Annotated in this window: 24 protein-coding genes and 2 pseudogenes; 14 read left to right on the forward strand and 12 right to left on the reverse strand. The window is 66.3% G+C overall.

Annotation, left to right across the window (positions count from 1 at the left end; translation table 11 throughout):
* The first annotated feature begins 338 nt into the window (after positions 1 to 338).
* Positions 339 to 668 (forward strand): hypothetical protein, encoded by a 330-nt coding sequence (locus ADK52_RS20015; protein WP_053691210.1) that lies wholly within the window; start codon positions 339 to 341, stop codon positions 666 to 668.
* Here ADK52_RS20015 and ADK52_RS40265 read toward each other — a convergent pair.
* A protein-coding gene (locus ADK52_RS40265) for an IS5 family transposase (protein ID WP_234344050.1) occupies positions 646 to 1,463 on the reverse strand; the annotation gives its coding sequence in 2 pieces (ribosomal slippage) (positions 646 to 1,103 and positions 1,103 to 1,463; 819 coding nt in all). The two genes, ADK52_RS20015 and ADK52_RS40265, sit on opposite strands and share 23 nt — an antisense overlap.
* 92 nt (positions 1,464 to 1,555) lie before the next feature.
* Between ADK52_RS40265 and ADK52_RS40270 the strand changes: the two genes are divergently transcribed.
* Positions 1,556 to 2,376, forward strand: a protein-coding gene (locus ADK52_RS40270; protein WP_420714920.1) for an IS5 family transposase whose coding sequence is annotated in 2 segments (ribosomal slippage) — positions 1,556 to 1,898 and positions 1,898 to 2,376 — 822 coding nt in all. Because the reading frame shifts where the segments join, the coding sequence is not laid out codon by codon here.
* On the opposite strand, the gene ADK52_RS20040 is transcribed toward ADK52_RS40270, so the two are convergent.
* A complete protein-coding gene (locus tag ADK52_RS20040; RefSeq protein WP_053691247.1) occupies positions 2,366 to 2,722 on the reverse strand; it encodes a hypothetical protein in 357 nt (118 codons plus the stop codon). The genes ADK52_RS40270 and ADK52_RS20040 overlap by 11 nt on opposite strands.
* Before the next feature lie 698 nt (positions 2,723 to 3,420).
* Positions 3,421 to 4,170: a pentapeptide repeat-containing protein gene (locus tag ADK52_RS20050; RefSeq protein ID WP_078988467.1), complete on the reverse strand. Its 750-nt coding sequence runs from the start codon at positions 4,168 to 4,170 to the stop codon at positions 3,421 to 3,423.
* A 420-nt stretch (positions 4,171 to 4,590) separates the two neighbouring features.
* Between ADK52_RS20050 and ADK52_RS41630 the strand changes: the two genes are divergently transcribed.
* A complete protein-coding gene (locus ADK52_RS41630) occupies positions 4,591 to 4,713 on the forward strand; it encodes a hypothetical protein (protein ID WP_324615928.1) in 123 nt (40 codons plus the stop codon).
* 119 nt (positions 4,714 to 4,832) lie between these two features.
* Here the strand turns inward: ADK52_RS41630 and ADK52_RS20055 are convergent, their stop codons facing one another.
* Positions 4,833 to 5,261, reverse strand: a complete 429-nt coding sequence (locus ADK52_RS20055; RefSeq protein ID WP_053691216.1) for a DUF3052 domain-containing protein — start codon at positions 5,259 to 5,261, stop codon at positions 4,833 to 4,835.
* Between the two features lie 851 nt (positions 5,262 to 6,112).
* Positions 6,113 to 6,487 (reverse strand): LysE family translocator, encoded by a 375-nt coding sequence (locus tag ADK52_RS20065; protein WP_234344052.1) that lies wholly within the window; start codon positions 6,485 to 6,487, stop codon positions 6,113 to 6,115.
* A 125-nt stretch (positions 6,488 to 6,612) separates the two neighbouring features.
* Here ADK52_RS20065 and ADK52_RS20070 point away from each other — a divergent pair, with 125 nt between their 5' ends.
* Both ADK52_RS20070 and ADK52_RS20075 read left to right on the forward strand, forming a co-directional pair.
* Positions 6,613 to 7,068 (forward strand): RpiB/LacA/LacB family sugar-phosphate isomerase, encoded by a 456-nt coding sequence (locus ADK52_RS20070; protein WP_053691218.1) that lies wholly within the window; start codon positions 6,613 to 6,615, stop codon positions 7,066 to 7,068.
* Between the two features lie 302 nt (positions 7,069 to 7,370).
* A complete protein-coding gene (locus ADK52_RS20075) occupies positions 7,371 to 9,044 on the forward strand; it encodes a serine/threonine-protein kinase (protein WP_234344056.1) in 1,674 nt (557 codons plus the stop codon).
* A gap of 19 nt (positions 9,045 to 9,063) precedes the next feature.
* On the opposite strand, the gene ADK52_RS20080 is transcribed toward ADK52_RS20075, so the two are convergent.
* Positions 9,064 to 9,540: a hypothetical protein gene (locus ADK52_RS20080; RefSeq protein WP_053691219.1), complete on the reverse strand. Its 477-nt coding sequence runs from the start codon at positions 9,538 to 9,540 to the stop codon at positions 9,064 to 9,066.
* A gap of 261 nt (positions 9,541 to 9,801) precedes the next feature.
* On the opposite strand from ADK52_RS20080, the gene ADK52_RS43795 reads away from it, so the two are divergent.
* The 4 genes from ADK52_RS43795 to ADK52_RS42435 all read left to right on the forward strand — a co-directional run bounded on the left by ADK52_RS43795 (position 9,802) and on the right by ADK52_RS42435 (position 13,662).
* Entirely contained in the window at positions 9,802 to 10,407 is a 606-nt protein-coding gene (locus ADK52_RS43795; protein WP_234344059.1) for a helix-turn-helix transcriptional regulator, read from the forward strand.
* A 474-nt stretch (positions 10,408 to 10,881) separates the two neighbouring features.
* Positions 10,882 to 11,190, forward strand: a complete 309-nt coding sequence (locus ADK52_RS43800; protein ID WP_234344061.1) for a tyrosine-type recombinase/integrase — start codon at positions 10,882 to 10,884, stop codon at positions 11,188 to 11,190.
* Complete coding sequence (locus ADK52_RS42430) at positions 11,187 to 12,953, forward strand: site-specific integrase (RefSeq protein ID WP_159045986.1); 1,767 nt, start codon at positions 11,187 to 11,189, stop codon at positions 12,951 to 12,953. The genes ADK52_RS43800 and ADK52_RS42430 overlap by 4 nt, the downstream gene beginning before the upstream one ends.
* Positions 12,954 to 13,290: 337 nt before the next feature.
* Complete coding sequence (locus tag ADK52_RS42435; RefSeq protein ID WP_234344064.1) at positions 13,291 to 13,662, forward strand: hypothetical protein; 372 nt, start codon at positions 13,291 to 13,293, stop codon at positions 13,660 to 13,662.
* Positions 13,663 to 13,773: 111 nt separating this feature from the next.
* On the opposite strand, the pseudogene ADK52_RS43805 reads toward ADK52_RS42435, so the two are convergent.
* The 4 genes and pseudogenes from ADK52_RS43805 to ADK52_RS20110 form a co-directional block, all read right to left on the reverse strand.
* Positions 13,774 to 13,965, reverse strand: a pseudogene (locus tag ADK52_RS43805) (SAM-dependent methyltransferase); the annotation flags it as partial.
* Between the two features lie 46 nt (positions 13,966 to 14,011).
* A complete protein-coding gene (locus tag ADK52_RS42440) occupies positions 14,012 to 15,712 on the reverse strand; it encodes a hypothetical protein (protein ID WP_159045987.1) in 1,701 nt (566 codons plus the stop codon).
* Positions 15,713 to 15,727: 15 nt separating this feature from the next.
* Entirely contained in the window at positions 15,728 to 16,111 is a 384-nt protein-coding gene (locus ADK52_RS42445; protein WP_159045988.1) for a hypothetical protein, read from the reverse strand.
* An 838-nt stretch (positions 16,112 to 16,949) separates the two neighbouring features.
* Entirely contained in the window at positions 16,950 to 17,483 is a 534-nt protein-coding gene (locus ADK52_RS20110; RefSeq protein ID WP_159045989.1) for a hypothetical protein, read from the reverse strand.
* 80 nt (positions 17,484 to 17,563) lie between these two features.
* On the opposite strand from ADK52_RS20110, the gene ADK52_RS20115 reads away from it, so the two are divergent.
* Both ADK52_RS20115 and ADK52_RS20120 read left to right on the forward strand, forming a co-directional pair.
* Positions 17,564 to 17,857, forward strand: a complete 294-nt coding sequence (locus ADK52_RS20115; RefSeq protein ID WP_053691222.1) for a hypothetical protein — start codon at positions 17,564 to 17,566, stop codon at positions 17,855 to 17,857.
* A gap of 423 nt (positions 17,858 to 18,280) precedes the next feature.
* Complete coding sequence (locus ADK52_RS20120; protein WP_053691223.1) at positions 18,281 to 18,922, forward strand: nucleotidyltransferase domain-containing protein; 642 nt, start codon at positions 18,281 to 18,283, stop codon at positions 18,920 to 18,922.
* 148 nt (positions 18,923 to 19,070) lie between these two features.
* Here ADK52_RS20120 and ADK52_RS20125 read toward each other — a convergent pair whose 3' ends face one another.
* Positions 19,071 to 19,388, reverse strand: a complete 318-nt coding sequence (locus tag ADK52_RS20125; protein ID WP_053691224.1) for a hypothetical protein — start codon at positions 19,386 to 19,388, stop codon at positions 19,071 to 19,073.
* 101 nt (positions 19,389 to 19,489) lie between these two features.
* Between ADK52_RS20125 and ADK52_RS20130 the strand changes: the two genes are divergently transcribed.
* The 3 genes and pseudogenes from ADK52_RS20130 to ADK52_RS20140 form a co-directional block, all read left to right on the forward strand.
* Positions 19,490 to 20,362, forward strand: a complete 873-nt coding sequence (locus tag ADK52_RS20130; protein WP_053691225.1) for a hypothetical protein — start codon at positions 19,490 to 19,492, stop codon at positions 20,360 to 20,362.
* 425 nt (positions 20,363 to 20,787) lie between these two features.
* Positions 20,788 to 21,774, forward strand: coding sequence for an IS481 family transposase (locus ADK52_RS20135; protein WP_053691226.1), 987 nt, complete (start codon positions 20,788 to 20,790; stop codon positions 21,772 to 21,774).
* Positions 21,775 to 21,796: 22 nt separating this feature from the next.
* Positions 21,797 to 22,574 (forward strand): annotated as a pseudogene (locus tag ADK52_RS20140) (transposase); the annotation flags it as partial.
* 401 nt (positions 22,575 to 22,975) lie between these two features.
* Here ADK52_RS20140 and ADK52_RS20145 read toward each other — a convergent pair.
* Positions 22,976 to 23,458, reverse strand: a complete 483-nt coding sequence (locus ADK52_RS20145; protein ID WP_053691227.1) for a hypothetical protein — start codon at positions 23,456 to 23,458, stop codon at positions 22,976 to 22,978.
* Between the last annotated feature and the right edge of the window lie 68 nt (positions 23,459 to 23,526).

The raw sequence follows: 23,526 nt of genomic DNA on the forward strand, positions 1-23,526 counted from the left end.
ACACGCTGCGGGCCCCTCACCAGTGCACCCCGCGACAAGCCGGGGAAGGCATGCGTCTGACGCTCGCGGCATGCCGGAGTACGCGGGCGGGGGCAGGAGGGAGGAATCGGTCTAGCGCTGCACGTGATCGTCTATCCCCCGGATGCCGAGGGTGGGCGTCGGGTCCGCGTCGACGGGCTGGCTTTGTTCACGGGTTGTGGCTCTGGCTCAAGTGCTGTGGAGTGTCGCTCCCCGCAGCGGCGGACCCTTGACGGCCGGTCGGCTGGGAGCCGCTCTTAGAACTCCTAACAAAATGACCTCATGGCCCTGTTGGTGAGCGCGGTTGGTACTGTCCGACCGTGACTTTGACTGACCTGCGGGATGGCTTTCGCGATGATGACCAGCGGCAGTGCGTCCAAGCAGTCGTTCACAGTCGCCTCGCGGATGACCGGCAGCCGCAGGAGTGTCGCTACCTGATGCGCTTCTGGTGGCAGCTGAGCATGCCGTACCAGGAAGTTTCGCTTGAGGAGCTGCGCCTGAACGTCAGCAGGCAGAAGCTGGATGCCCTCATGGAGCTGATCAGCGCCATCCGGTCCTGCCACGATGAGATCGATGCGTGGCTTGCCGCTGCGGAGAAGACGTTTCCGGTGATTCAGGACCGCGGCTTCAGCTCGGACCGCGGCGACTGAGGCACGGCTTCGTCAGGCGCCGCCAGCAGATGATGCAGCAGGCGAGCTTGAGGAAGGCTTCATGGATGTCGTCGCGGATCTCCCACCGAATCCGCAGGCGGCGGAACCAGTGCAGATGGGCGAATGCGCGCTCTACGACCCAGCGGTGGGCGATCACCGGTTTCACCCCAAGCTCCCACACGAGACGGCGGGACTTGTCGTGGTCGTACCCGCGGTCACCGAGCACGACGTCCGGGCGACGCCGGGGCCGGCCGCGTTTACCCCGCACCGACGGAACGGCTTCGAGCAGCGGAACGAGCTGGGTCACGTCATTGCGGTTGCCCCCAGTCAAGGTGACAGCGAGCGGGATACCGGTGACATCGGTGATCAAGTGGTGCTTGCTGCCCGTTCTACCCCGGTCGACAGGGCTTCGTCCGGTCTTGGAGCTCCCTTTAACGCCCGGACGTGAGAGCCGTCGACGGCTGCCCAGGAGAAGTCCAGGACGTTCACGCTGCGGAGCTTCGCCAGGAGGACCTCGTGCAGCCGGGGCCACACACCGGCCTTCGTCCACTCGGCCAGGCGACGCCAGCAGGTCATGCCTGAGCCGAAGCCAAGTTCCTGCGGCAGGTGTTCCCAGGCGATCCCGGTATGCAGGACGAACAGAATGCCCTGGAACACCAGCCGGTCAGGATGCCGCTTACGCCCAGGATGACGGGCACGACGCTCGACCTTCGGCAGCAGCGGCTCGATCACCGCCCACAGCTCGTCGTCGACATCCCCTGGCCTCGGCCGAGCCACCCCGCACCCCCGGATCATCAGTCCCGGAGTGATCCAACCACCTCGAAGATCATTTCGTTAGGAGTTCTAAGACATCGTTTCTTATGGTGTGATCGTTCGTTGAACCGTGCATGACGGATTTGGTTGAGCGGCTGGTGCCGGACGAGTTGTGGGTGCTGTTCCGGCGGGTGGTGCCGCCAACAGAGGTGATACGTGCGCAGGGTGGGGGCCGACGGCGTGCCGGTGACCGAGAAGCCCTGGCCGCGATCGTCTTCGTGGCGACCTCGGGCTGCACATGGAGACAGCTTCCGCCGCTGTCCGGCCCGAGCCGGCAGACGGTCTACCGGCGCTTCGCCCAGTGGAGCCGGGCCCGTGTCTGGGCACGGCTCCACCGCGTCATCCTCGACGAACTCGGCGCACGCGGCGAGCTCGACTGGTCGCGGTGCGCGATCGACTCCGTCAGCATGAGGGCCGCAAAAGGGGGTCGCTGACGGGACCGAATCCGACCGACCGCGGCAAGCCGGGATCGAAAATCCACCTGCTCACCGACCGGAACGGACTGCCTTTGTCCCTGGGCATCTCCGGCGCCAACATGCACGACAGCCTCGGCCTTGAGCCGCTCGTGCGCGGGATCCCGCCCATCCGTTCCCGCCGAGGCCCCCACAGGCGACGGCCGGCGAAACTGCACGCCGACAAGGGATACGACTACGACCACCTGCGCCGATGGCTCCGCGAACGCGGCATCCGCCACCGCATCGCCCGCAAGGGCATCGAGTCCTCACAACGGCTCGGCCGCCACCGATGGGTCGTCGAGAGAACCGTCTCCTGGCTCGCCGGCTGCCGCCGCCTGCACCGCCGCTACGAACGCAAGGCAGAACACTTTCTCGCCTTCGCCGGCATAGCCTCAGCCCTCATCTGCCACCGCCGATTGGCGGCCCTCCTCAAGGTCTGATCCGATCCTGCTGCACGTCGAAACAGACCAGCCCCATGGACTCCGCCACGGCTGCCGCGTAGACCGACGCCTCCTCGGCCATGCTCCACCGCATCGGGAAGTAGATCAGAGGACCACTGGCCTCGCCGATCAACGGGCCAGTCGACCAGGGCGAGGTGTCCTCCTCATCCTCGGTGATATCGCACCACCGCTCAAGAAGCTTGGTGACGTAGGCCGCTATGCGTTCGGACGGAGGCTCCTCCACCTCGGAGTCGATGTAGCGGTCGTACAGGTCGTTGAAGAACCGGCCGGCGGTCTTGTCATCCGCCGGCCTCTCGCCTTCCCAGACAGCCAGGTCGTAGCTCATGCCACGGAGGCTCTCACACCGCACTGACACCCATCTGAGCCGGTCAACAGCACGGGCCTCAACCAAAGGAAACGACGTCTAAAGCCTGGCGCTCCTGCTCCGTCCATAGGAGCGGCCAGGCATTGACGTCCGGTCACGCGCTGCTGTACCGCCGCCGGGAGGATTCATGAAGTGTCGACCTCTGTAGTCCGTACCCCGCAAGAGTGCGGGGCCGGATCCTGCAGCCGACCGAGCCACGACGGTCGCCCGCCTCGCAGATGAAGGTGCCCTGCGCCCGGGGCCCGTCCGGGAAGCGTTCCTGGCCCTCCCGCGGGAGGTGCTCATGCCGCAGGGCTACGTACGGCGCAGCGAGGAGACCGTGACCGACGCCTCCGCGGTGAACGCTGCTGGACTGGACGCGGCCCGCGGACCGGGAGGAGCTCCTCAACATCCGGTACTGCAGGTACGTGTCCGAAGCCAGCACGACGGGGAGCCGATCCTGGGCCGCGAGGCGGGGACGTGGCGGACGGGGGGCGAGATCACGTCCCTGTCCAGCGGCATGACCATGACAGCCAGCCTGATGGAACAGCTCGGCCTGCGGCCCGATTGCGGATCCTGAACATCGGCGCCAGCACAGCCGTGACGTGCGCGGCCGCCGGCCGTGGCGGCGAGGAACTCGGCGCCGAGGAGGGGCCCATACTTGGCGTGCTGGACGAGCTCTACGGGTGAACGCGCATGCCGTGCTTCCACAGAGCACAGCCCGGCGCCTGCTGGCCACCGATCACACGGTCCTTCTTGTCGTCTTCCCGCGTCAGGGTAAGTCCGCTCTCATCGTCGGTGTATTTCTGCACCACTACCCCAATGATCAGGACATTCAGCTGCTCAGGTGTCGGCCCCTTGGGCCAGCACGTGCGTGCGTTCACCTTCGTCCCGAAGAAGGAGGTCTGCGGGCCAGCGATGACGGCGTGGGTGAGGTTCGCGCTGTGCAGGGAGGCATTGCCCAAGTTGGCATTCATCAGGCTCGCGTCCTGAAGATTAGCGCCGATGAGGTTCGCTTCCCGCAAATCGGCGCCCGTGAAGTCAGCCCCGGTCAGGTCGGTGTCCTGAAACTTGGCACCACGCAGGTCTGCATTGGTGAAGTCCGCGTTATGGAGAGACTTGCCGCTGAAGTTGATGCCTTTGATGTCGCGGCCGGCGACAGTGAAGCCTGGAATACTCGCGGCGCTCTCAACGCTCGCACGCCACGTCGCGTACTCCTCGGAAACCCGAATCGACTCAGCCATGAAAATGGCGGACAAACCCACGGCGATTCCGCACACCAGACCTCCGCCTATACCGGAGAGCACCTCGATCCTCGGCTCGGACTCCGGTTCCTTGACAGCCATCCGCCAGGCGCGGACTGCGAGGAGACAGCCGAGGATAAGCAGCAGCAAGACCAGAGCCCATTGCAATGGACCTACATGGGGCATGGGGATCCTCCCCACACACTCAGACAAAAGGTGGCCTACAACACACTGGCCTCTCTTCCTCTCTACGCCCGACCGGTCATGATCGCAAATGGGCCTGGTGCCGTTCCGCCGCTCGCTCTCGGCAACGGAGATAAGGTAATCGGTCCGCCCGAGGGCACCGGGCCGCGTAGGCCCGTCATCCACCGGTGGCCCAATAATCGGAGCTTCAAGAAATTCGTTTCAGCGAGCCCGTCTACAGTCACACAACAGCAGCCTGCACAGCCAGTACCATCTCGGCGAGGGCACCGAGGGCCTGGTCGTCGACACGAGCTCCCGGTCCGAACCCAAAAAGCCGCAACCGACGCCCACGACCAGGCCCTCGCCGAACTCCCCGCGAGCCCGCCCCGCTTCGCGACGCACCTCGAACTCCACCCCGGACTGATGCTCGCCCGCTCCGGCGACCGGGCGGGCGGTGTCGCGCTCGCCACCGCTGTGATGGACGCCCTGCCACCCGAGAAGCACAGCCTGACCCTGCGCATGCTCCTGAGCGAAATCGGGGCCTGAGTACGACCGCAGGTCACGGTCACCGCCTCGCTGACGGCACACGAGGGCCGACGTTCGCGGAACGGTCACCGTGACCGTTCCGCGAACGGAACGCCTGAAACGACGCGCCAGGCCGAGCGCTATCGCCTCTTGGCTGCGCCCTTCGGCGCGATGAGGCGGCTGCCGTTCCAGTCTTTGCCGGCGTTGATGGACTTGGTCTGGGAAAGGCCGGCGGTGGTGACCCCTTCGCCGATTTCGCCGGGTTCGACGTGGCCGTCCCTTCCGCTCTTCGGGGTGAGCAGCAGGATGGAGCCGCCTTCCTCCACGTAGGCGATGGCGTCGACGAGAGCGTCGGTGAGATCGCCATCGTCCGCGCGGAACCACAGCACCACCGCATCGGCTACATCGTCGTACTCCTCATCGACCAGCTCGGTACCGGTCGCCTGCTCGATCGCCCCGCGGAGTTCCTGATCGACGTCGTCGTCATACCCGACCTCCTGGACCACCTGGCCAGGCTGGAACCCGAGCCTGACCGCCAGATTGGTCTCCGCATGGTCCGCCGTCGTCATGTGACCGCTCTCCCTTTCTCTCCACGACCCCGTTGATCGCTCTAAGTATCCAAGCGGAACGCACCGCCCGGCATCACACCAGGCCAGCCGCCCCGAAACCGGCATACGCAAGATCAACTACGTACGGCCGGTCAAGACACGTCCCCGGACACCGCCCGACACAAGATCACCCATGCGAGACCCACCCACCCTCACCCGGGCCAGATACAGTGCCCGGTTCCTCGACCTGGCCCAGACCGCGCGCGGCGGGCCGCCTCTCGCCTCTGACGTGACTGAGCGTGCCAGTGCGATGTCCTCCTCCGGGATCTCGTGGCCCTCGGCCTGGAGCTGGATGACGGCAGCGCCGATGTACTTCGTCGTCCAGAGCACCATGGCGTTGAGGACAGGCCGAGCGCACCGAGCCGGCCTTATCTGAACTAGCCCAGCTGACGGCCTGGCGGGCCGGACCGCAGCCGGGTTGCCGGAAGTAGTGGGCCCCGCCGCTGTTGCCCAGCCCCGGGCAGCGGTACCAGCCGTCAGGCAGCATTCGCAGCGGCGCTGGCGAAGACTTCATCGAAGTAGTGCGCGCGGTCGGTTGCGTACGAGGTGGTAAGCGCCGCTGTGGTGGCGCAGGGCGTGGTCGGTGTAGTGGAGGACTTCGGCGGGGCTGATAACGGCTGCCGGTATCTGGCTCCCGGCGAATCCGTCTGAAGACGGCTTCTCCGTCTGGGGTCAGGTCGAGACGGGAGTACGGGACAGCGCGGTGCGCAGCGCGAAGGCACCGAGCAGGCCACCCGCCGTGAACCGCTGGGCAGTCATGGCACGAGGACGGGCTGTCAGAAACTCCGACACCCGCGCTGCACCCAACATGATCAGAGCGTTCGCCGAGATCCCCACGATGATCTGCACCCCACCGAGCTGGAGCAACCGAGCTGGAGCAGTTGCCCCCAGGCCGAACCTGCCTGAGGGTCCAAGAACTGGGGCAGTAGGGCGGCGTACATCAGAGCGATCTTGGGGTTGAGCAGGTTCGTCAGCAGCCCCATCGAGAACAGGCGGGCGTCAGAGACCGGAGTCAGGTCCTGGGCCGGGGCGAAGGGTGAGCGGCCACCGGGCTTGAGCTTGCCCCAAGCGAGGTAGGCCAGGCAGGCGGCTCCAGCAAGCCTGACCGCCATGAACGCCACCGGCACGGCAGCGAACAACGCCGACAGGCCCGCAGCCGCGGCCAGCAGATAGCACACGAATCCCACGGCGGTATCCTCCCGCCTCGGGCTGGAGTCCCGGCCAGCTGCACGCGGTCAACCGTGGCAACGCCGAGGCACTCATTACGCGACTCGCGGCGACCGTCCGTTCCACGGCCGGTTAGTCTCGGGGCATGCGGATCTGCGTTTCCTCGGACATGGACGAACCCGTGGCGCGCGCCCTCCTCGGGCAACTGCGCGACCGCGGACACCACGTGGTGACGTACGGGGCGCTGAGCCCCGGCGACGATCCGCAGTGGGCCGCCTGCTCTCAGGCGGCGGCCCGCGAGGTCGCCGCCGGGAACGCCGACCAGGCCGTCGTGTGCTGCTGGACCGGTACGGGCGCCTCGATCGCCGCGAACAAAGTGCCCGGCGTACGCGCGGCCCTGTGCACCGACGCCTACACCGCGGACGGTGCGCGCCGCTGGAACGACGCCAACGTACTCGCCCTGAGCCTGCGCCTGACCTCCGAACCGCTCCTCAAGGAAATCCTCGACGCCTGGTTCACCGCCGAGGTGAGCACGGACCCCGAGGACCGGGAAAACGTGGCGCGAATCGAACGGCTCGACAACACCAGAACCACACCCTGAATGAGGGCAGTCACGCCAGCGGGTGGGCGGTTCGCTTCCGGCGCCGCGATCCGATTCGCCCACGCCGCCCGCCGCGGGAGCGCCGCCGGCGAGCCTAGCCATCCGGCAAAGCCCGCGCCAGCCAGACGTCTTGAGAGCCTGTGTCTGAACCCCGCCCGGGCGTACGACGTCTGGCACGCACGCTGATTGAACGGGATTCAGACACAGGCTCTGACCGGCAGAGGATCTTGCGTTCGGTAAAATTCCGCGTGCGTCGGGCAGGTGCCGCGGCGCGGGCCGAAAACGACTGTAGGGGAATCGAGTTGGACACCGTCTTTCATCCGCTGGAGGGCGACGACCCGCGGTCCGTGGCCGGATACCGCATCGTGGCCAGGCTCGGCGCAGGCGGCATGGGCAGGGTGTACCTCTCGTACACTCCGGGCGGACGGCCCGTCGCGATCAAGGTGATCCGGCCGGAGTTCGGCGAAGATGCCGAGTTCCGCCGCCGCTTCCAGCAGGAGGTGCGGGCCGCCGAACGCGTGCAGGGGCTGTACACCGCGCCGGTGATCGACTCCGACACCGAGGGCCGCCACCCCTGGCTTGCCACGGCCTACGTCCCCGGGCCCTCCCTGGCCGACGCCGTGCAGCGGCACGGCGGGCTGCCCGTGCCCACCGTGCTGCTCTTGGTCGCGGGCGTCGCCGAGGCCCTGCAGGTCATCCACGGGGCCGGCATCGTCCACCGCGACCTCAAGCCGTCCAACGTCCTGCTCGCGGGCGACGGGCCCCGCGTCATCGACTTCGGCATCGCGCGGGCCGCCGACGCTACCGCCCTCACCGGCAGCGGCGTCACCATCGGCACCCCGACCTTCATGGCACCCGAACAGGCTGCGGGCGGTGCGGTCACCCCGGCCACCGACATCTTCACGCTCGGCCAGGTCGCAGCGTACGCGGCGACCGGCCTGCCCGCGTTCGGCGAGGGCACTTCGCACGGGGTGCTCTACCGCATCGTCCACGAGCAGCCCGACCTCACCCGACTCCCGTCCCAGCTACAGGAGTTGGTGGCCCGCTGCCTCGCCAAGGACCCGGCGGCCAGGCCCTCGGTCGACGAGGTCCTCGCGCTGTGCCGGGCCGCCAACAGCGACGCGCCACTGCGCCGCCCCGAGGCCTGGCTGCCCGGCGCGGTCGCCGCCAGCATCACGCTGCGCGCGGCGGCGCCCGCACCGCCCGAGGTGACCCGGGTTCCGGCGGCCCCGGCACCGGCGCCGCCCGGCCACGCGCCGACGGTGACCGCCGCGCCCGCCGCGTCGCCCGCCGTCCAAGGCGCGTACGGACCGCCGACGCCGCCCCCTCCGGACCCCTATGCCCAGCCGTCGATACCACCGGGCTACCCGCCCCAGCCGTCCGCGCCGGGCCGCCCGACCCGGCGGCCGGGCGTGGCCGTGGCGGTCGGGCTCGCCCTGGCGCTGCTCGCCGGCGGCGGCCTGTACCTCGTGAGCCGCAACTCCGGCACGGAAGAACAGGCCGCCGGGAAGGGGAAGGGGGCCTCGTCCACCCCGAAGGCCTCGCAGTCGCCGGCCGGCGCGACCAAGGCGGCGGAGCCGGTCACCCGCGCGGGCATCAACCTGCCGGAAAACTACACCCTGAGGTTCGGCGACGGTGAGCTGCGGCCGCAGGAGTCGGGCGGCTCCGCCGGCGACCTGGAGTTCGGCGGGCACTCGCTCCCGTACCGCGTGCGCACCCAGGCGGGCAACCACCTCGTGCTGCTCGACCCGGGGCAGGCAGGATCCCTGGAGACCTGCCGCGACGAGACGCGCTTCGCCGACTACATCCCCCTGGACAAGCTGTCCCCGGGTGCCCAGTTCTGCGTCCTCACCAAGGCGGGTCACATCGGCCTGATCACCTTCCGGGGGCAGACGGCCAACACCGACCCCGCCTTCCACGTCACCCTCGACGCCACCGTCTGGCGCCGGGCGGTCGCGCCCTCGTCGGCCGGCTGACCCGCCCGCCGCAGCCCAGTCAGATCCCCGTCGGGGGTACGGATTTCCTCCGTGACCGGCGACTCCACCACCGCGCGCAGGGCCAGGGTCGCCCTGCGCGGGGGCGGTAGACGCGCACCGTGCGCTCCGCGACGGCCAGGCGCCCGTTGGCCAGGATCATGGTGCGGGTGCCGCCATGGGGGTAGCGGAGATCGGTGATGGCGATCAGGCGGCCGCCGGTCAGGACCTGGTCCCCGACGCGCAGTTCGGTGGGCGGCACATCCACCGGCATCCGCCCCGCCGGGACCCGCACCCCGTCCCGGGCCTCGCCGACAGCCGGTGCGGCTGGTGGCGGTGCGGCCGGCTCACAGACGACGGTGCGGGCGATCCACTGGAATCCGGCCGTATCCGCCAAGCGCGCCACGAGCGGTGACGGGTAGAGGCCGACGACGTGGCCGCGGGCCTGGCGGTCGCGGTCGAACACCAACCGGCCGACCGCGTACCGGCGGGCTCTCACGGGTGGTCGGCCCGTGCGCAGCGCCCCCTGCCCTCCTGAAGCCCCCGCCGGCCTGCGCCCGCTGCCGGGCCTACGCGGACCGCCGCGACACCGCCACCGGACGGAACAGCTTGAGGGCCTCTTGGCGGGCGCGGCTGTAGTCGGTGGTTTCTGCCATGGGTGCCCCTTCGCGTGCTAGCCGGTACCCATACCTTCGACCCGGCCAAAGGCGGCGGGCAGGGGCAAAGGTGGGGGCAAGATGGGGGTCACGGAGTCGGGGAGTTGATCCGCAAACTGCGCGCGGCGCACGGTTGGTACCAGGCCCGCCTGGCCGACGAGATCAACACCGTGCACGGGACGACGCTCACGAGGGGGTACACCGCCCGGTGGGAGCGCGGGAAGGTCACCCCGCGCGGCTTCTACCACGCCGCCCTGTCGAGCGCGCTCGATGTGCCGTTAGCCGTCCTGGAGGACCCCATGATGCGCCGCGAGTTCCTGACCGACATGGCCGGCACGGCCATAGCTCCCGTCATCGCCTCCGACCTGTTGGCGCGCGAGTTCGCCGCCCGCCTCGCGGGCGGGCCCTCGGCGCAAGCGTGGGAGGCGAAGCTGGCCTCGTACGGGAGCGACTACATGTCCATGGGCGCCGCCGACATCCAGCGCCGCGTCGCAGGCGAACTCGTCGTCATCCAGCAGCAGCTCGACCAGCCCCGCCTGTGGTCAGCGGCCGCCCGTTTCATGACCCTGTACGCCAAGACGTTCCCCGGATCCGACGGGAACGCGGCCGTCCGCTGGTACCGCATGGCAGCCACCGCCGCCGACCAATCGGAAGACCCCGACGCACGAGTGTGGGTACGGGGGAAGGGCAGCGATCGCCCTGGGGTATGAAGGGGCCTCGCTCGGCGTCGCGGACGTCCTCGCGGACCAGGCCCTGGCCCTCTCCGACCGCCCGTCCCTGGGCCTGCTGAACGCGATCTACGGCAAAGCCCACGTAGCCGCTCTGCGAGGCGACCGGGCGACCGCGCTCGACCTGGACGCCCAGGGCCGGCGCATCTTCGACACCGCCGGCTCCCACGAACAGACCTCCGACTACGCCGTCCCCTGGTGGCGACTCAACGTCCTCCGCTCCCTCCTCCTCGCCCGGCTCGGCGAAGAACACGCCGCGACCGACGCGCAGGACCAAGCCCTCGCGCAAGGGCAGCCGCGAATACCCGGAGCTGCCCGCCAACCCTGATGCGTTCGTATGGCTGCGGCTCTACCAGGAGGATGCCTGGAGGAAGGGCGTCCCTCGCGGCCGCCACCACCCGCTGTGGTGGACACTACGGCGCCCTTGGCGACCGCTGGAGTACAACGCGGCCCCGCATGATGTTCAACCGTGCCAATGAGCTCCTGGGCGCCAACTGGACCCTTCACGACCTGCGGCACACGGCGACGTTCCTGATGCTCGACGACCCCAACATGCCGCCGGTCTACGTGCAGAAGATCCTCGGCCACAAGTGCCTGTCGACCTTGGACACCTACAACCGTCCTACTAGAGACGACGTCATCGCCGCCGGGCTTGCCCACCATGCCCGTCAGGAGCAGCGCCGCAAGCAGCCGCCCGCCTCCGTTGACGAGCCGTCCTACAACCCCGACTCCTTGTCGATTCTCTTCGGGCGGGACGTGTCATGACCAGCGCTGCGACGCACATCATCTCGAGTTTTGTGCCGAAGAAGAGGAGCCTGGTGGGCGCCGAAGCGCTCGCCTTGATGAACCGGTTTCCACCTCGTCAAAGGCCGAGCACGTGGCCGGCGACGGCCTCCTCGCGCGCAGAAGTCCTGAAACGGATGGCTCGTCCGCCGCTGCGAGTCGCGGACAGCAGCGCTCAGGCAAATCGCATGTTCGGCGCACGCGTCGTGCTGGACTGGCTGGCAACCTTTCCCGGGGAGACCTGGCAGGAGCGATGGCAGGCGAGTCCTGCCCACGGCCAGCAGATTGCCTCCCCGGGGTGGAGGGATGCCTACGCGAAGTGGGCTCGCTCGGAATCACGCGTGTCCCGGCGCGAGACGCTCCTGGTCGGGGTCCTGGCACTCCTCTGCGCAGATGCTGTCAGACCCGACCCGGGCTTCCTCATCGGGTCCAGGTCGCGGCATCTCCGACCGGCTATGGAGGAGGCGCGTGACCCTGAAGGCTTCGCACGGCTGAGAGCGTCACTGCCGGCGGAGCTGTCGTCGGGTGATGGTTCGTCCGGGCTGAAGACCATCACGGAGATCACGGCTTGCCAGGGCGGGACCATCGAGGACATCGTCGTCGGTGACCTGTTGCTATGGCACCGCACGAACCGGACCAACAGCAATCGGCGGATCGAGCTCGCCTACACCTGGCTGCTCAATTTGGGCATCCTTCCCGCGGACGCACCGCACACGCTGTTCCGGATCTCGCACCGCACTGGGCAACTCACTGCTGCAGATCTCGTGGACCGTTACCAACTGCAGTGCCGGCCGGTCCGCGATCTGTTGGTCGCCTATCTTTCCCATCGGTCCGTAGGTCTTGACTTCACGTCTTTGATGGGGCTCACGAACTCGCTGGCGCTTCGGTTCTGGGACGACCTGGAGCAGCATCATCCGGGCGTCGACTCTCTGCGGCTGCCCGCCGAGGTGATCACTGCCTGGAAGATCCGACTGGCCACGAAGACCGCCCGCAAGCGTCTGCCCGATGGCTCCTTCCGCGAGTTCACCGAACCGCGCAGGAACGCAACTGCCATCAAGACCCAGGTCAGGGCCCTGTACTTGGACCTGGCGGAGTGGGCAGTGGAAGATCCCGGCCAGTGGGCTGCTTGGGTCGCTCCCTGCCCGATCAGTGAAGCCGAGTGCTCGACAGCAAAGGCTGACCGCCAGCTCAAGGCCCGAATGGACCAACGCACTCGTGAGCGCCTTCCCGCACTGCCCACGCTGGTGCAGACAGCTGGCCGTCTTCTGAGGGAGGCCACAGCTCGGATTGATGCGCTCAATGCCGCGCCGCTCAACTCGACATTCACCGTCTTGGGCGAGACGTTCACCGTCCCTCGTTCGAGTAAGCGCGCGGACGGGCGCCCAGTCCATGCCTGGGACGCCCGCGGCCGCCGGCGATCGTTCGCGGGCGAGGAGCGGAGGGCATTCTGGGCATGGGCAGCTATCGAGGTCTTGCGGCACACCGGCATCCGCATCGAGGAACTCCTTGAGTTGGGGCATCACAGCATCATCAGTTACAAGCTGCCCACCACCGGCCAGGTCGTCCCGCTCTTACAGATTGCCCCGTCGAAGACAGACCAGGAGCGGCTCGTCCTGGTCACACCGGAACTGGCCGACGTCCTGAGCACAGTCGTCTCCCGACTCCGTGCCGCCAACGGTCGCGTTCCCTGGTTCGCAGCTACGACCACTACGAACGGGTCTGGAATCCGCCGATGCCGTTGCTGATCCAAGATCGGGTGTCTGGATCGCCGCGTCTGCTGTCTGCGACGACGATCCGCAGGGGACTCGACGCGACTCTGCTGGCTTCGGGTTTGGTGGACAGCGCAGGCGACCCCCTCATCTTCCAGCCCCACGACTTCCGTCGAATCTTCATCACAGACTCCATCCTCGCTGGCCTACCGCCCCACATCGCGCAGGTCATCGCTGGGCACGACCACATCGGGACCACAATGGGATACGCCGCTATCTACCCGACGGACGCCATCGAGGCCCATCGAGCGTTCATCGCCCGGCGCCGGACCCTGCAGCCTGTCGAGGAATACCGCACCGTCACCCCGGAGGAATGGGACGAGTTCCTTGGGCATTTCGAGCGCCGCAAGATCGCCCTGGGCGACTGCGCCGCGCATACGGAACCGATTGTGCTCATGAGCACGCCTGTGTCCGTTGTCCCGTACTCATCATTCACGCGACAGAACGTCCGCGGCTCATCGAGATCCGCGACAACCTCCTCTCACGCATCCTGGAAGCCGAACGCGAGGGTTGGCTTGGCGAGATCGAAGGCTTGCAGAGCAGCCTGGGTCACGCCGAGGAGAAGCTCGCCCAGCTCGATGCCCAGATCTCCCGGCAGCAGCAGTCCGTTGACCTGGGCATTCCTTCCTTCCGGGAGATCGTTGCTCGCACCACTGCGGTGGCCGCACCACCGGAGTCTTCGTGACCTGGACGGTTGCCGTCTCCGGCGATGCTCGGAAGGTCTGCACCGATCGAAACCGATCGGCCAACACGACGCTTCAGCACGCGGATGACCTACACCACCCCAGGCCACGCTCTACGGGCGGCGGGCCAGCAAGTGTGTGTCGAGGAAGCCCCGCTCAGAGGCCGGGTCGTGGAGCAACCGAGCCACCGTGACGAGCCCGGCCCCGGTCAGCAACTCGGCAACCTGCTCCGCCGGCCAGCTATAGCCAGGCGCCACCTTGTGATCGAAGCGGACCGGCTCCGGCCCCTCGGTCCCATAGCGCGAGTACCAAGGCCCGGCTCTGAGGCCGCCCTAAATCGCCGAATTCTTATTACACGCTACAACGAGTACCGAAGTAATGGGACGTGATCCGCATAACCTTATACCGATCCGCCATCGACATCAGATATTCGAGTGCTTCAGGTCGACATATACCAGCATCCCGAAATGACCTCTCTACTGAGGGGCCAAGGACGCGGCTTGAGCTGGCCAACCCAAAAATCGCTAACGCACTTACCGCATCCGGGTTTCGGCCAAGTAGTCCGTAGAACCCCATCAGCTCCATCGAGCCCCATAGAGTCTCCAATTGATCCGACGGGACATAGAGTAGAGCGTAGGGTTGGTAGATCGCGTTGAGCCGGTCACGAGTTTGCCCCAGGTATCCCCACAAGTGACTCAGTGCACGCAGGCCGTTGATCTTTTCAGCGTTTTCGTGAATTATCGAATTAATATTACTGCCGACACGTCTTCCTATCAAGGCATGCTTCAGGTTAGCGTTTTCGTGATTCTCCAATGGTGGGACAGTCGACCAAGCCAGAAGGTCCGAGTTACCTTCAACGGCATTTACCTGCCTGCCACCCCGAAGCGATAGAAAAACGCACAGCGTAGCGTCGGTTGCTCCGTGGGCTTGTGCTGCTTTACCGAAAGTAGGGAAGGACAACAGTTTACGCCCGTTTATCATAACCGTCAGCCCATCATCGGCCACGACACTGCACGGGAGGCTGCCAATCGACATGAGGTCTCTCCCCTGCTGCATCGAGTGATACAAAACAGTGAGGAGCTGTGACTTTGTACGGAACACAACCTCAGAGTCCGTATCCACCAAAATTCCTTTGAAGGCATCCTGCCAGATCTGCTGAAAGGCATCTCGCGGATTTTCCGAAACACGGACTGCCGCCCCTGCCCATGGCCCATTTGAGGGAACTGCGGATGCCGCTTCCAGATAGCCATCGCGAAGCTGAGAGGCTGCACTAGCCGAGAAAATGTATTCCAAGCGGGCTTGGAAATAGCGCGACATTTCAGTCAGCGAACCGGGGGCCACAGGCGTCGAATCCAACAGCATCGTCACAAATTCCGGATCTTCATAGAACCAGTGATATACCTGCAGAAGGAATCGGTCCGAAGTCCAAAATTCGCCATCCTCCTGCAAGAAGCGACGCCACAGCGATTTCACTGTCAAGTAGCCGGCCAGATATCCTTCACTCGAATCACAGGACAAGGGTTGAGCCAACAAGTCCTCTTTGCGCCGACGCATTTTATCCGACAGGCGCGTATGCCCGAGGTGGACCCATGCAAGCCGGGTATCGTCGTTCCGGCTGCCCTCGGTCTTTCCTTGGTTGGCGAACTTCACACCCCACCTGAGAGGTGCTGTCATCATCCTGGCGGTCGAAGTGGGGTACAGGTCGAACTCGGCAAACAGCGCCATACCCTCCGCCAAAGGGCGCATCAATTCTAAGGCTACTTGCGCCCTAGCCATACTTTCAACCGCGAGTAATTCGCGTTCTCTCCGCTCCTCAGCGGAGGGCGCCTCGATTGCTCGCAGTGCCTGCACGCAGCCCCGCATTTGCAGTACAGCTACGGCTGTCCCAACTGGAGAGGTGAAGCACCAATGGTGCGTGGCTTCGTGCAGGAACACCGGCAGAAATTCATAGGGTGGAGCGCCCGTCGATCCTGCGAATTCAAGAAGCCAACGCTCTGTCTCAGCGGGAGAAAGTACCGTGTGATTGGAGAATGCGTCAGTAACGTTACGCATGATGCTCTCCCTGAATCATTCGGAGGAGCTATCTTCCACAGAGGTATTGCTTTGTAGCAGGCTGGAGATTATTTGCGCCGCCTCGGACTGAGGATTCTCACTGTCGCGCAAATCAATCTTCAGCACTTGTCGATGCCAGCCGCTACCATCAGCAGATTCAACGTCGATTTCCATAACGGCATGGCGGCGCCTCTTTACTATCCATGCAGTTAGGACTGGAAGAGTAGCCGCATAGAGAGTCAAGATCGCCTGCCAGGTACCCAAGTCACCATGCTGGCCACCGGACAAGCTCTCTTCTTGTGCCGCCTCGATGTCCTTCGAAGGGAAAGCCTCAGAAAGCTCATACACTTCAAGCCTGGTAAGGCCAATCAGTCGAACCTGGTCGCCTGCTTCACCCATGCGAGCCCCCCACACCTTGCGGCACCTGGCAATTCCGGCCTCGCTAAGTCTCCGACCCATGTCACCGACTTGCAAGACTGCAGCACTTCGAAACTTTGGTCGTGGTCGCCTACGCGTGCGTGTCTGCCCAGCGGAAGGCTTGACCTGGCATATGCCACTATCCACGTGGACCGGCACGACCAAACACCAGGAGACTCACCCAGGAGTCAACACGCCGACTTGACAGGGAACACCCGCGCCGCTCGCAGCCGTTCTCCGGCCTCAGCCGGCCCTCTCCTCGAGACTGATCGTCCCGTCACCCGATCACGGGACGCCATCGATAGTTCGGAGAAGGTGTCAGGACACCCAGCGGCACCCGTGGACACCAGGGTGGAACTATGGGGGGAAACAAGGAGGGAACCGGTTCCGCAGCTCCACCCACATCTCCCCTGTTCAGCCCCCGAATTCCAGCCGGTGACTAGCCCGACTTTCTGCCTCTGCCTGGGAGGGGTGAAGGGCGGGAGCGGGAGGAGCGTGCGGGCGGGTGCTGGCGGGGCCGTGAGAGACCGTCAGGGCCTCTTTGGATCCCCAGGACGCCGCGAACCGTACGCCGGTCCACGGTTGTCCGGGGCCGGCGGCGGCCAGGTGCTCGCCGACCTGCCGGGAGGCCTCCGGGCAAAGCGGTACGGTGCGGCCGACCGCGCGCAGTCGGCCCGTCTGGTCGTGGCGGCCGAGGATCAGGAGCTGCGGGCGGTTCAGGGTTCCGGGGATGGCGCCGATGACCGCTGCGGTGGTGTCCCGTCTTCGGATCTTGGTCCTTCTCTGCACCAAGTGGACATGCGTGTCGATGTTGGGGGGATCAGCCAGCAGCTGGCTTGAGGTCGAGCACGACCATCTTGTCCATCCGGTAACTGTCCAGGTCTGGGTTGTGCCACGACTCACCTGCACGGATCTGGTGGAACCTGAACGTCGCGTTGGTTTCGTTCGCTCCGACGATGCAGCGCACCGGGCCTGGGTGGTCCAGTTTGGTGATGAGCCGGCAGAACTCCATGGCGAATGCGATCCCGTGAAGGAGAAGGATTCGCTGATCATCCTCCAAGATCTGCGGGGTGTCATCGTTGATCTGAACATCGACGGGGACGTGGTCCTCCAGGTGGAAGGAGCTGTCAGCGCACTCCCAACCCGTGAGGTCTCCGAAGAACGAGGGAGCGCCGTTGGCGTCGCCTGTCGAGTTGGCCCAGGTGAGTACATCTCCTCGGCGGGTGATCCCTTCTGTAAGCAGGCCACGCAGGCCGAGGGCAAGGCCACCGGGTGGCGTCAGGTTGACCCCACCTGCAAACACGAGAATCTCGGCCGCAGCATCGTTCATCGTCAGCGACAGCATGTGGCTCATGATCGCAGTCAACGGCTGAACTCATTGCCGAGTAAGCGGCCCGTGATCTCGCACACCGCTGCCATGGCTGGCGGTGCCCGATGATGACGGTCGAGCAGCTCGCGACGCTGGCGACGTTCGGCTCGACCTGGGCCGTGCTGGCGGTCGGCCACAACATGGCGGAACACGTCTTCGGCCAGAGTGACCACCAGGCGGCAAACAAGGGGGCGCCGACGGTCGAGGACGTGGCCGCTGGGGCGAGCCCGCCGCGGGGAGGGGCCGCCTGCCTGGCCCACGTCGGCCGGTACCACCTGGTCCTCGCCGCGCGTCTCGCCCTGGTGCGGCTGTTCATCCCGCAGCCCCCGGCGGGGGCCCGAGTTAGTGCAGTCAACTGACCACCCCCTGTACGCCGGGAGGTAGCGGCTGGTCAGGGGCTTGACCACGATCCCCTCGACACCGGAGACGTCGGTCCAGGTCTGGAGCCCTTCCCGGGCCTTGGCCAGGTCGGTGGTCATCGGACACGGCGTCCAGGGGGCCGTCAGGGCGTGGTCGGTGAACAGCTGCTCCAGGAGCGCGCCGCTCCCTATACGGGTGTGTCAGCAGCTCCTTGCCGTCCAGCTGCAAGACGTCGAAGGCGGAAGCGCGCAGGTTCGCAGAATCTCGGTCCCGCGGAAAGGGGAACTCGCGTGTTGGTCGGATTTCTCGGCGGCATCGCGCACGGGTTAGGGGCATGCACCGGCTACGGCTCCAGGTACCGTCGGCTTGCTTCATCGATCGTGGCTTGGAGCTCCCTTCGAGACCGCTGATAGATTCCTGCGATGAGCGAGCAACTGCCCAGCGGCGGCATCGAACTGTCACCCGACGAGAGCGAATCCCTCCACACCAGGTGGTCTTCCTGCTGGACCCCGAGTGAGGTCGCGCAGCAGTTGGCCGGGATCGGCACGCCCTGGTACGTGGCCGCGGGCTGGGCGCTGGACCTGTTCCGTGGCAGGCAGACGCGCGCGCATGGAGACATCGAGATCGCGATTCCGGCCGCGAGCTTTCCCGAGGTCCGCCACCGCTTCCCCGGATATGTCTTCGACGCGGCAGGCAGCGGCCGGATCTGGGAGTACGCCACACCGGAGGTGCTGGCCGCCGTACATCAGACATGGCTCCGCGATCCGGCCACCGGCAACTACCTGCTCGACGTGTTCCGCGAACCGCACGACGGCGACACCTGGATCTGCCGACGCGATGAGAGGATCCGGCTTCCCTACCGCGACATCATCCACCACACCCAAGACGGCATCCCGTATCTGGCGCCCGAACTGGTACTGCTGTTCAAGGCCAAGCACGCCCGCAGAAAAGATCAAGCAGACTTCGACACGACCGTCCCACACATGTCCCCGGCTCAGCGCGAGACCCTGGCCGAGCTACTCGAGCGCGTACACCCGGGGCATCCCTGGATTGCGGATCTGTAGCTGGCTACTGGTGCGCTCGCTCAACAGTCGATGGCTCCCCGAGGAAGTCAGTCTGCGCCCACCCACCCGGCCATGTGAAAGCCGGTCAGGGCGTGGGCTGCGGACGGGCTGAACAGCGCCTCCCGGCTCAGCGGATCCGGGGCAGCGCCTAGTCGGGGTGCGCGGTGTGGACGTAGCGGACGGCGGTGCCGGGATGGATGCCGAACAGGTGCACCAGGTGTACCGGGTCGGCGGTTTGTCGGGCCTCGTCCAGCACGCGGTCGCTCCGCATCTGGCGCGGGGTGATTCCGGTGTGGTCGAACGCGCGGCGCAGTGCGCAGTGGCTGACGGGCGGGAGAGCGGGGGGTGCGCCGAGTACGTCGTCACCAGCAGGTGCGGGTGGGGGATGCGGGCCACTGTCATGCCGTTCCTGGAGCCACTCGTCCAGGAGGCGGTGGGTCAGCGTGTCGAGATAGACCGTGTGCAACCGGCCGGGCACACGGGGGAACTGGGTTGCGAGGCGGTCGCGAGCCGCGGTGGAATCGGGCGGGCTGTGCAGCTGCGGCCCAGACGGAGAGGGATCGGTTCATGGACGCGACGACAGCGCTCGACAGCGTGCTGCAGCAGACGCACGTGGTCCAGGTGAGCTCGGTGAGCGGGTTCGGGAGCGACGGAGAGATCCGGGTGGATCTCTCCGATCCGGCGGAGTCAGCCCAGCTCAGGATGGCCATGACGGTGGAATCGCTGCCCGGGTTCCACTGCATGTGCCTCGGGGACGTCCGCTTCGAGGTGTTCGACCGGGACGGTGGGCGGCTTGCAGTCCTCGTCCTGCACCACGGGGCGACACTGAGGTGGGGACAGTGGGAGGGCGACGCCGTCCTCGCCGACGGCCGCCTGCTCCTGGCCTGGCTGGACAGGCACGGCATGCCCGGCCCCATGCAACAGTTCGAGGCCGACCGGCAACGAGCGGAAGGGGCCGAAGAGGAGCGCAACTGGCTGGCCGCGATGCCCGCCGGACTGGAGGGGTTCGCCAACCGGATCCTCGACCTCTCCCGCACCGGCGGCAGTCCCTCCCCCGAATTGCTCGCGATACTCACGGACCGACTGCAACTGACGTTCCCCGACCCGGTGGAGCGAGTGCTGGCCCTGCTCGACTGGTACGGCTCCGGCAACGGGCGCTGCTCAGGCTACCCCGTCCACGAGGGCGTGCCTGGCGAACTGCTCGGCAGGGTGCCGATCGCCGACCTGCTTGCCGGGCTGGCTGACCCGCGGGCCGAGGAGCGGCACGACGCCGGGGCCGTGCGGCATCTGGTGGGCTGGAAGACTCGCCCGCGCCAGAAGCGGGACGTTGCCGGCCTGCCCGAACCGCTACGCGCCCGATTGCTGGCGCACGCCCGCCACTCTGGAGACTCCGACAAGCAGGACCGCGCAGAACGGTGGTTGGCGCCCCCGCGGGCCTGAGACCCGTCAGAGCGTTCAGTTGCTGGCGAAGGCGACGCGCTCAGCAACAGAGAGGGAACGTGGGCACCCTAGCTCGTAGCAGCCGGAGAGTCACCGAGTTCTTGCCGCACCAAGCCCGAGACCAATCCAGGGAATAGTGCACGGTCGGAATAGCCCCCTCCCGCCAGTGATCAAGCACCTCCAGCGCGGCTGCCTTACCCTCCAGCGCACCCTCGACGGCACCGTTCTACCGCCACCGCCACCGCCTGCACAGCCTCGCCTTCAAGGGCGAAGACGCCCACGGCGCACCGGCCACCTGGATCGTCACCGCCCCGGTCGCCCGAGCCATCGCCGTTCTTGAACGCCTCCAGCCCGAAGGCCAGCCCTACCTATAAAACTGCCGGACGTTGGTTACACATGGGTCTCCGAGTAGACGGAGGTCCGCCATGCCCCCTTCGCCGCAACAGCGGCAAGACCGTCAGGCCCAGCACCGCCTGGCGGTCCTGCGACACGCCGAAGAAGTCACGGGGAACGTTGCGCTGACCTGCCGGTACTACGGCATCAGCCGGACTTGCTTTTACAAGTGGCAGCGCCGATACGAGGACGAAGGCCTCGACGGCCTGCGCGACCGGTCAAGCAAGCCGCATCACTGTCCTCACGCCACCGAGGACGACGTGGTGAACAAGATCGTCTACCTCCGGCAGCGCTACCACTTCGGTCCGATGAAGATCAAGATGTACCTCAAGCGGTACCACGACATCGACATCGCCTGTTCAGCCGTCTACCGCATCCTCACGAAGCTCGGGCTGAACCGGCTGCCGGCCTCCCAGCGCTACCAGCGGCACGACAAGCGCTACACCCGCTACGAGAAGCAGCTGCCCGGCAACCGCGTCCAGATCGACGTCAAGTTCATCGAACCAATCGGTCTCCCCGAGCAGGCTCCCGCGACAGTGCCGGTGACCGGGCCACTTCCCAAACGGCGACGCCGGGCGAAGTACTACCAGTTCACCGCCATCGATGACTGCACCCGGCTGCGGGTCCTGCGGATCTACCCGCGGTGCGACCAAAAGACCGCCGTCCAGTTCCTCGACTACGTCCTCGAGCGCCTGCCGTTCCGCATCGAAGTCATTCAGACCGACAACGGCGCGGAGTTCCAGTCCGCCTTCCACTGGCACGTCCTCGACAAGGGCATCGCCCACACCTACATCAAACCCGCATCACCGCACCTCAACGGCAAAGTCGAACGCTCCCACCGCATCGACGCAGAAGAGTTCTACCGCATGCTCGACGGCATCGTCATCGACGACACAGGCGTCTTCAACGACAGGCTGCGAGAGTGGGAGGACTACTACAACTACCACCGCCCCCACGGCGCCCTCGGCGGCCAGACACCCTACGAACGCCTCAAGCAGAAAACCGAGGCCCCGGTGTAATCAAGCTCCGGCAGTCACACACCTAGCCGCTGACCGCACCCGCACTATCAACCGGCTCAGGTCCCTATTGACCAGCATGCTCCCGGCCCTCGAACGGGCTATCGACCTCGGCGGGCAACACCGGCCCCCTGACCTTGTTGAGCGGCTACCAGACACCCGCCGCAATCCGTCGGGCAGGAACCCGACGTCTGACGACTTGGCTCGCCAATCGGAAGGTCCGCAACCCGGAGGCCCTCGCGGCGAAAGCCGTCGAGGCCGCCGACCGCCAGCACACCGCAGTCTCAGGCGAGCGGGCCATCACCAGGATGGTGCACACCCTCGCGCAAGAGGTGAGTGCCCTCAACGAAAAGATCAACGCGACCGACAAGCTAATCGAGGGCCGCTTTCGAGAGCACGAACTCGCCGAGGTGATCCTGTCCATCCCAGGCATCGGACCGACCCTGGGCGCCGAGTTCCTGGCCGGCATCGGCGGCAGCATGGACGCCTTCCCCACCGCCGACCGGCTCGCGTCCTTCGCCGGGGTAGCCCCTGTGCCGCGCGATTCCGGCCAGGTCAGCGGCAACCTGCACCGCCCACAGGGGTACCACCGGCGCGTGCAACGTGTCTTCTACACCTCCGCGCTGATCAGCATCCGCACCGACCCCAATTCGCGCCGCTTCTACGACAGAAAGCGAGCCGAAGGCAAGCGTCACATCCAGGCCGTGCTCGCCCTCGCCCGCCGTCGCGTCAATGTCTTCTGGGCGCTAATTCGTGACCGACGGTGCTACACCATCACTCCCCCAGTCCCTCAGGCCGCTTGACTTCCAGATTGGGAAGCACAGCGCCCAGGGCGGCGGCAGGGCGTGGTTGGTGAACAGCTGCTCCAGGAGCGCGCGCCGCTCCATGTACGGGCGTCCAGCGCGAGGCTCACCCCTCCCACGCGTTCCTCTACAACCACCCTGACCTGCGAGGACACATCGAACGACTCCGGGCTCAAGCCCGGCCCGTTCCTGCACCGACGCCTCCGGCCGACGAGCAGAGCACCCTCGTCCTCGCGCTGACCAGCCAGATCACCCGCCTGAAGAAGCAGCACTGAGAGGAAGTACAGGCCCTGCGAGACGCGCTCGAACAAGCCCACGGCGACAACCTCGAGCTCCGCCGTGAACTCGACCGCCGCGGTCGCGAACGACCAGACCTCAGGAGCAGGGGTCCTGCTGACAGATCAGTCCGCGCGTTCCAGCCCAAGGGCGCTACCCACCGGGATCGCTCGCCACATCGCGCTGACCTGCGGAAGCGACTCGATGAACGTGGCGATCTGGGCCAGCGCTGCGGCCCGTTCAGGACCGATGGGATCAAAGTCAAAGCCCATGCTGTTAGTCCAGGCCATATCGCCCAGGTCGACCCAGGCCGGAGCATCAGCGAAGAACAGCTCAAGCTCTACGCTCCAGTGCTGCGGCTGCCAGAACTCGTCATCCTGGTCACCCTCGTCACTCACCCGAAACTGCCTGGTGAAGACCAGTGCAGGGCGGTCATCATTCCAGCTCCACCGACCCCACTGCACGATGAACCCGTCGCCGTCATCCTCTGCAGGCTCAATCCCATAGATCTCCCCCTGGACGAACTCCTGGAACGCAGACCAGGCCCGCGCAACGTCTCCGACCGCATCCGGGTCGAGTCCATGACGCCGAAGGATCAGCGCGAACATCTGAGGACTGTTCCTCCAGTGCGTGGCCATGCCGGATGCTAACCGATCCCCGCCGGCGCCAAGACGGC

The organism is Streptomyces sp. WM6372 (assembly GCF_001279655.1).
Lineage (GTDB): Bacteria > Actinomycetota > Actinomycetes > Streptomycetales > Streptomycetaceae > Streptomyces.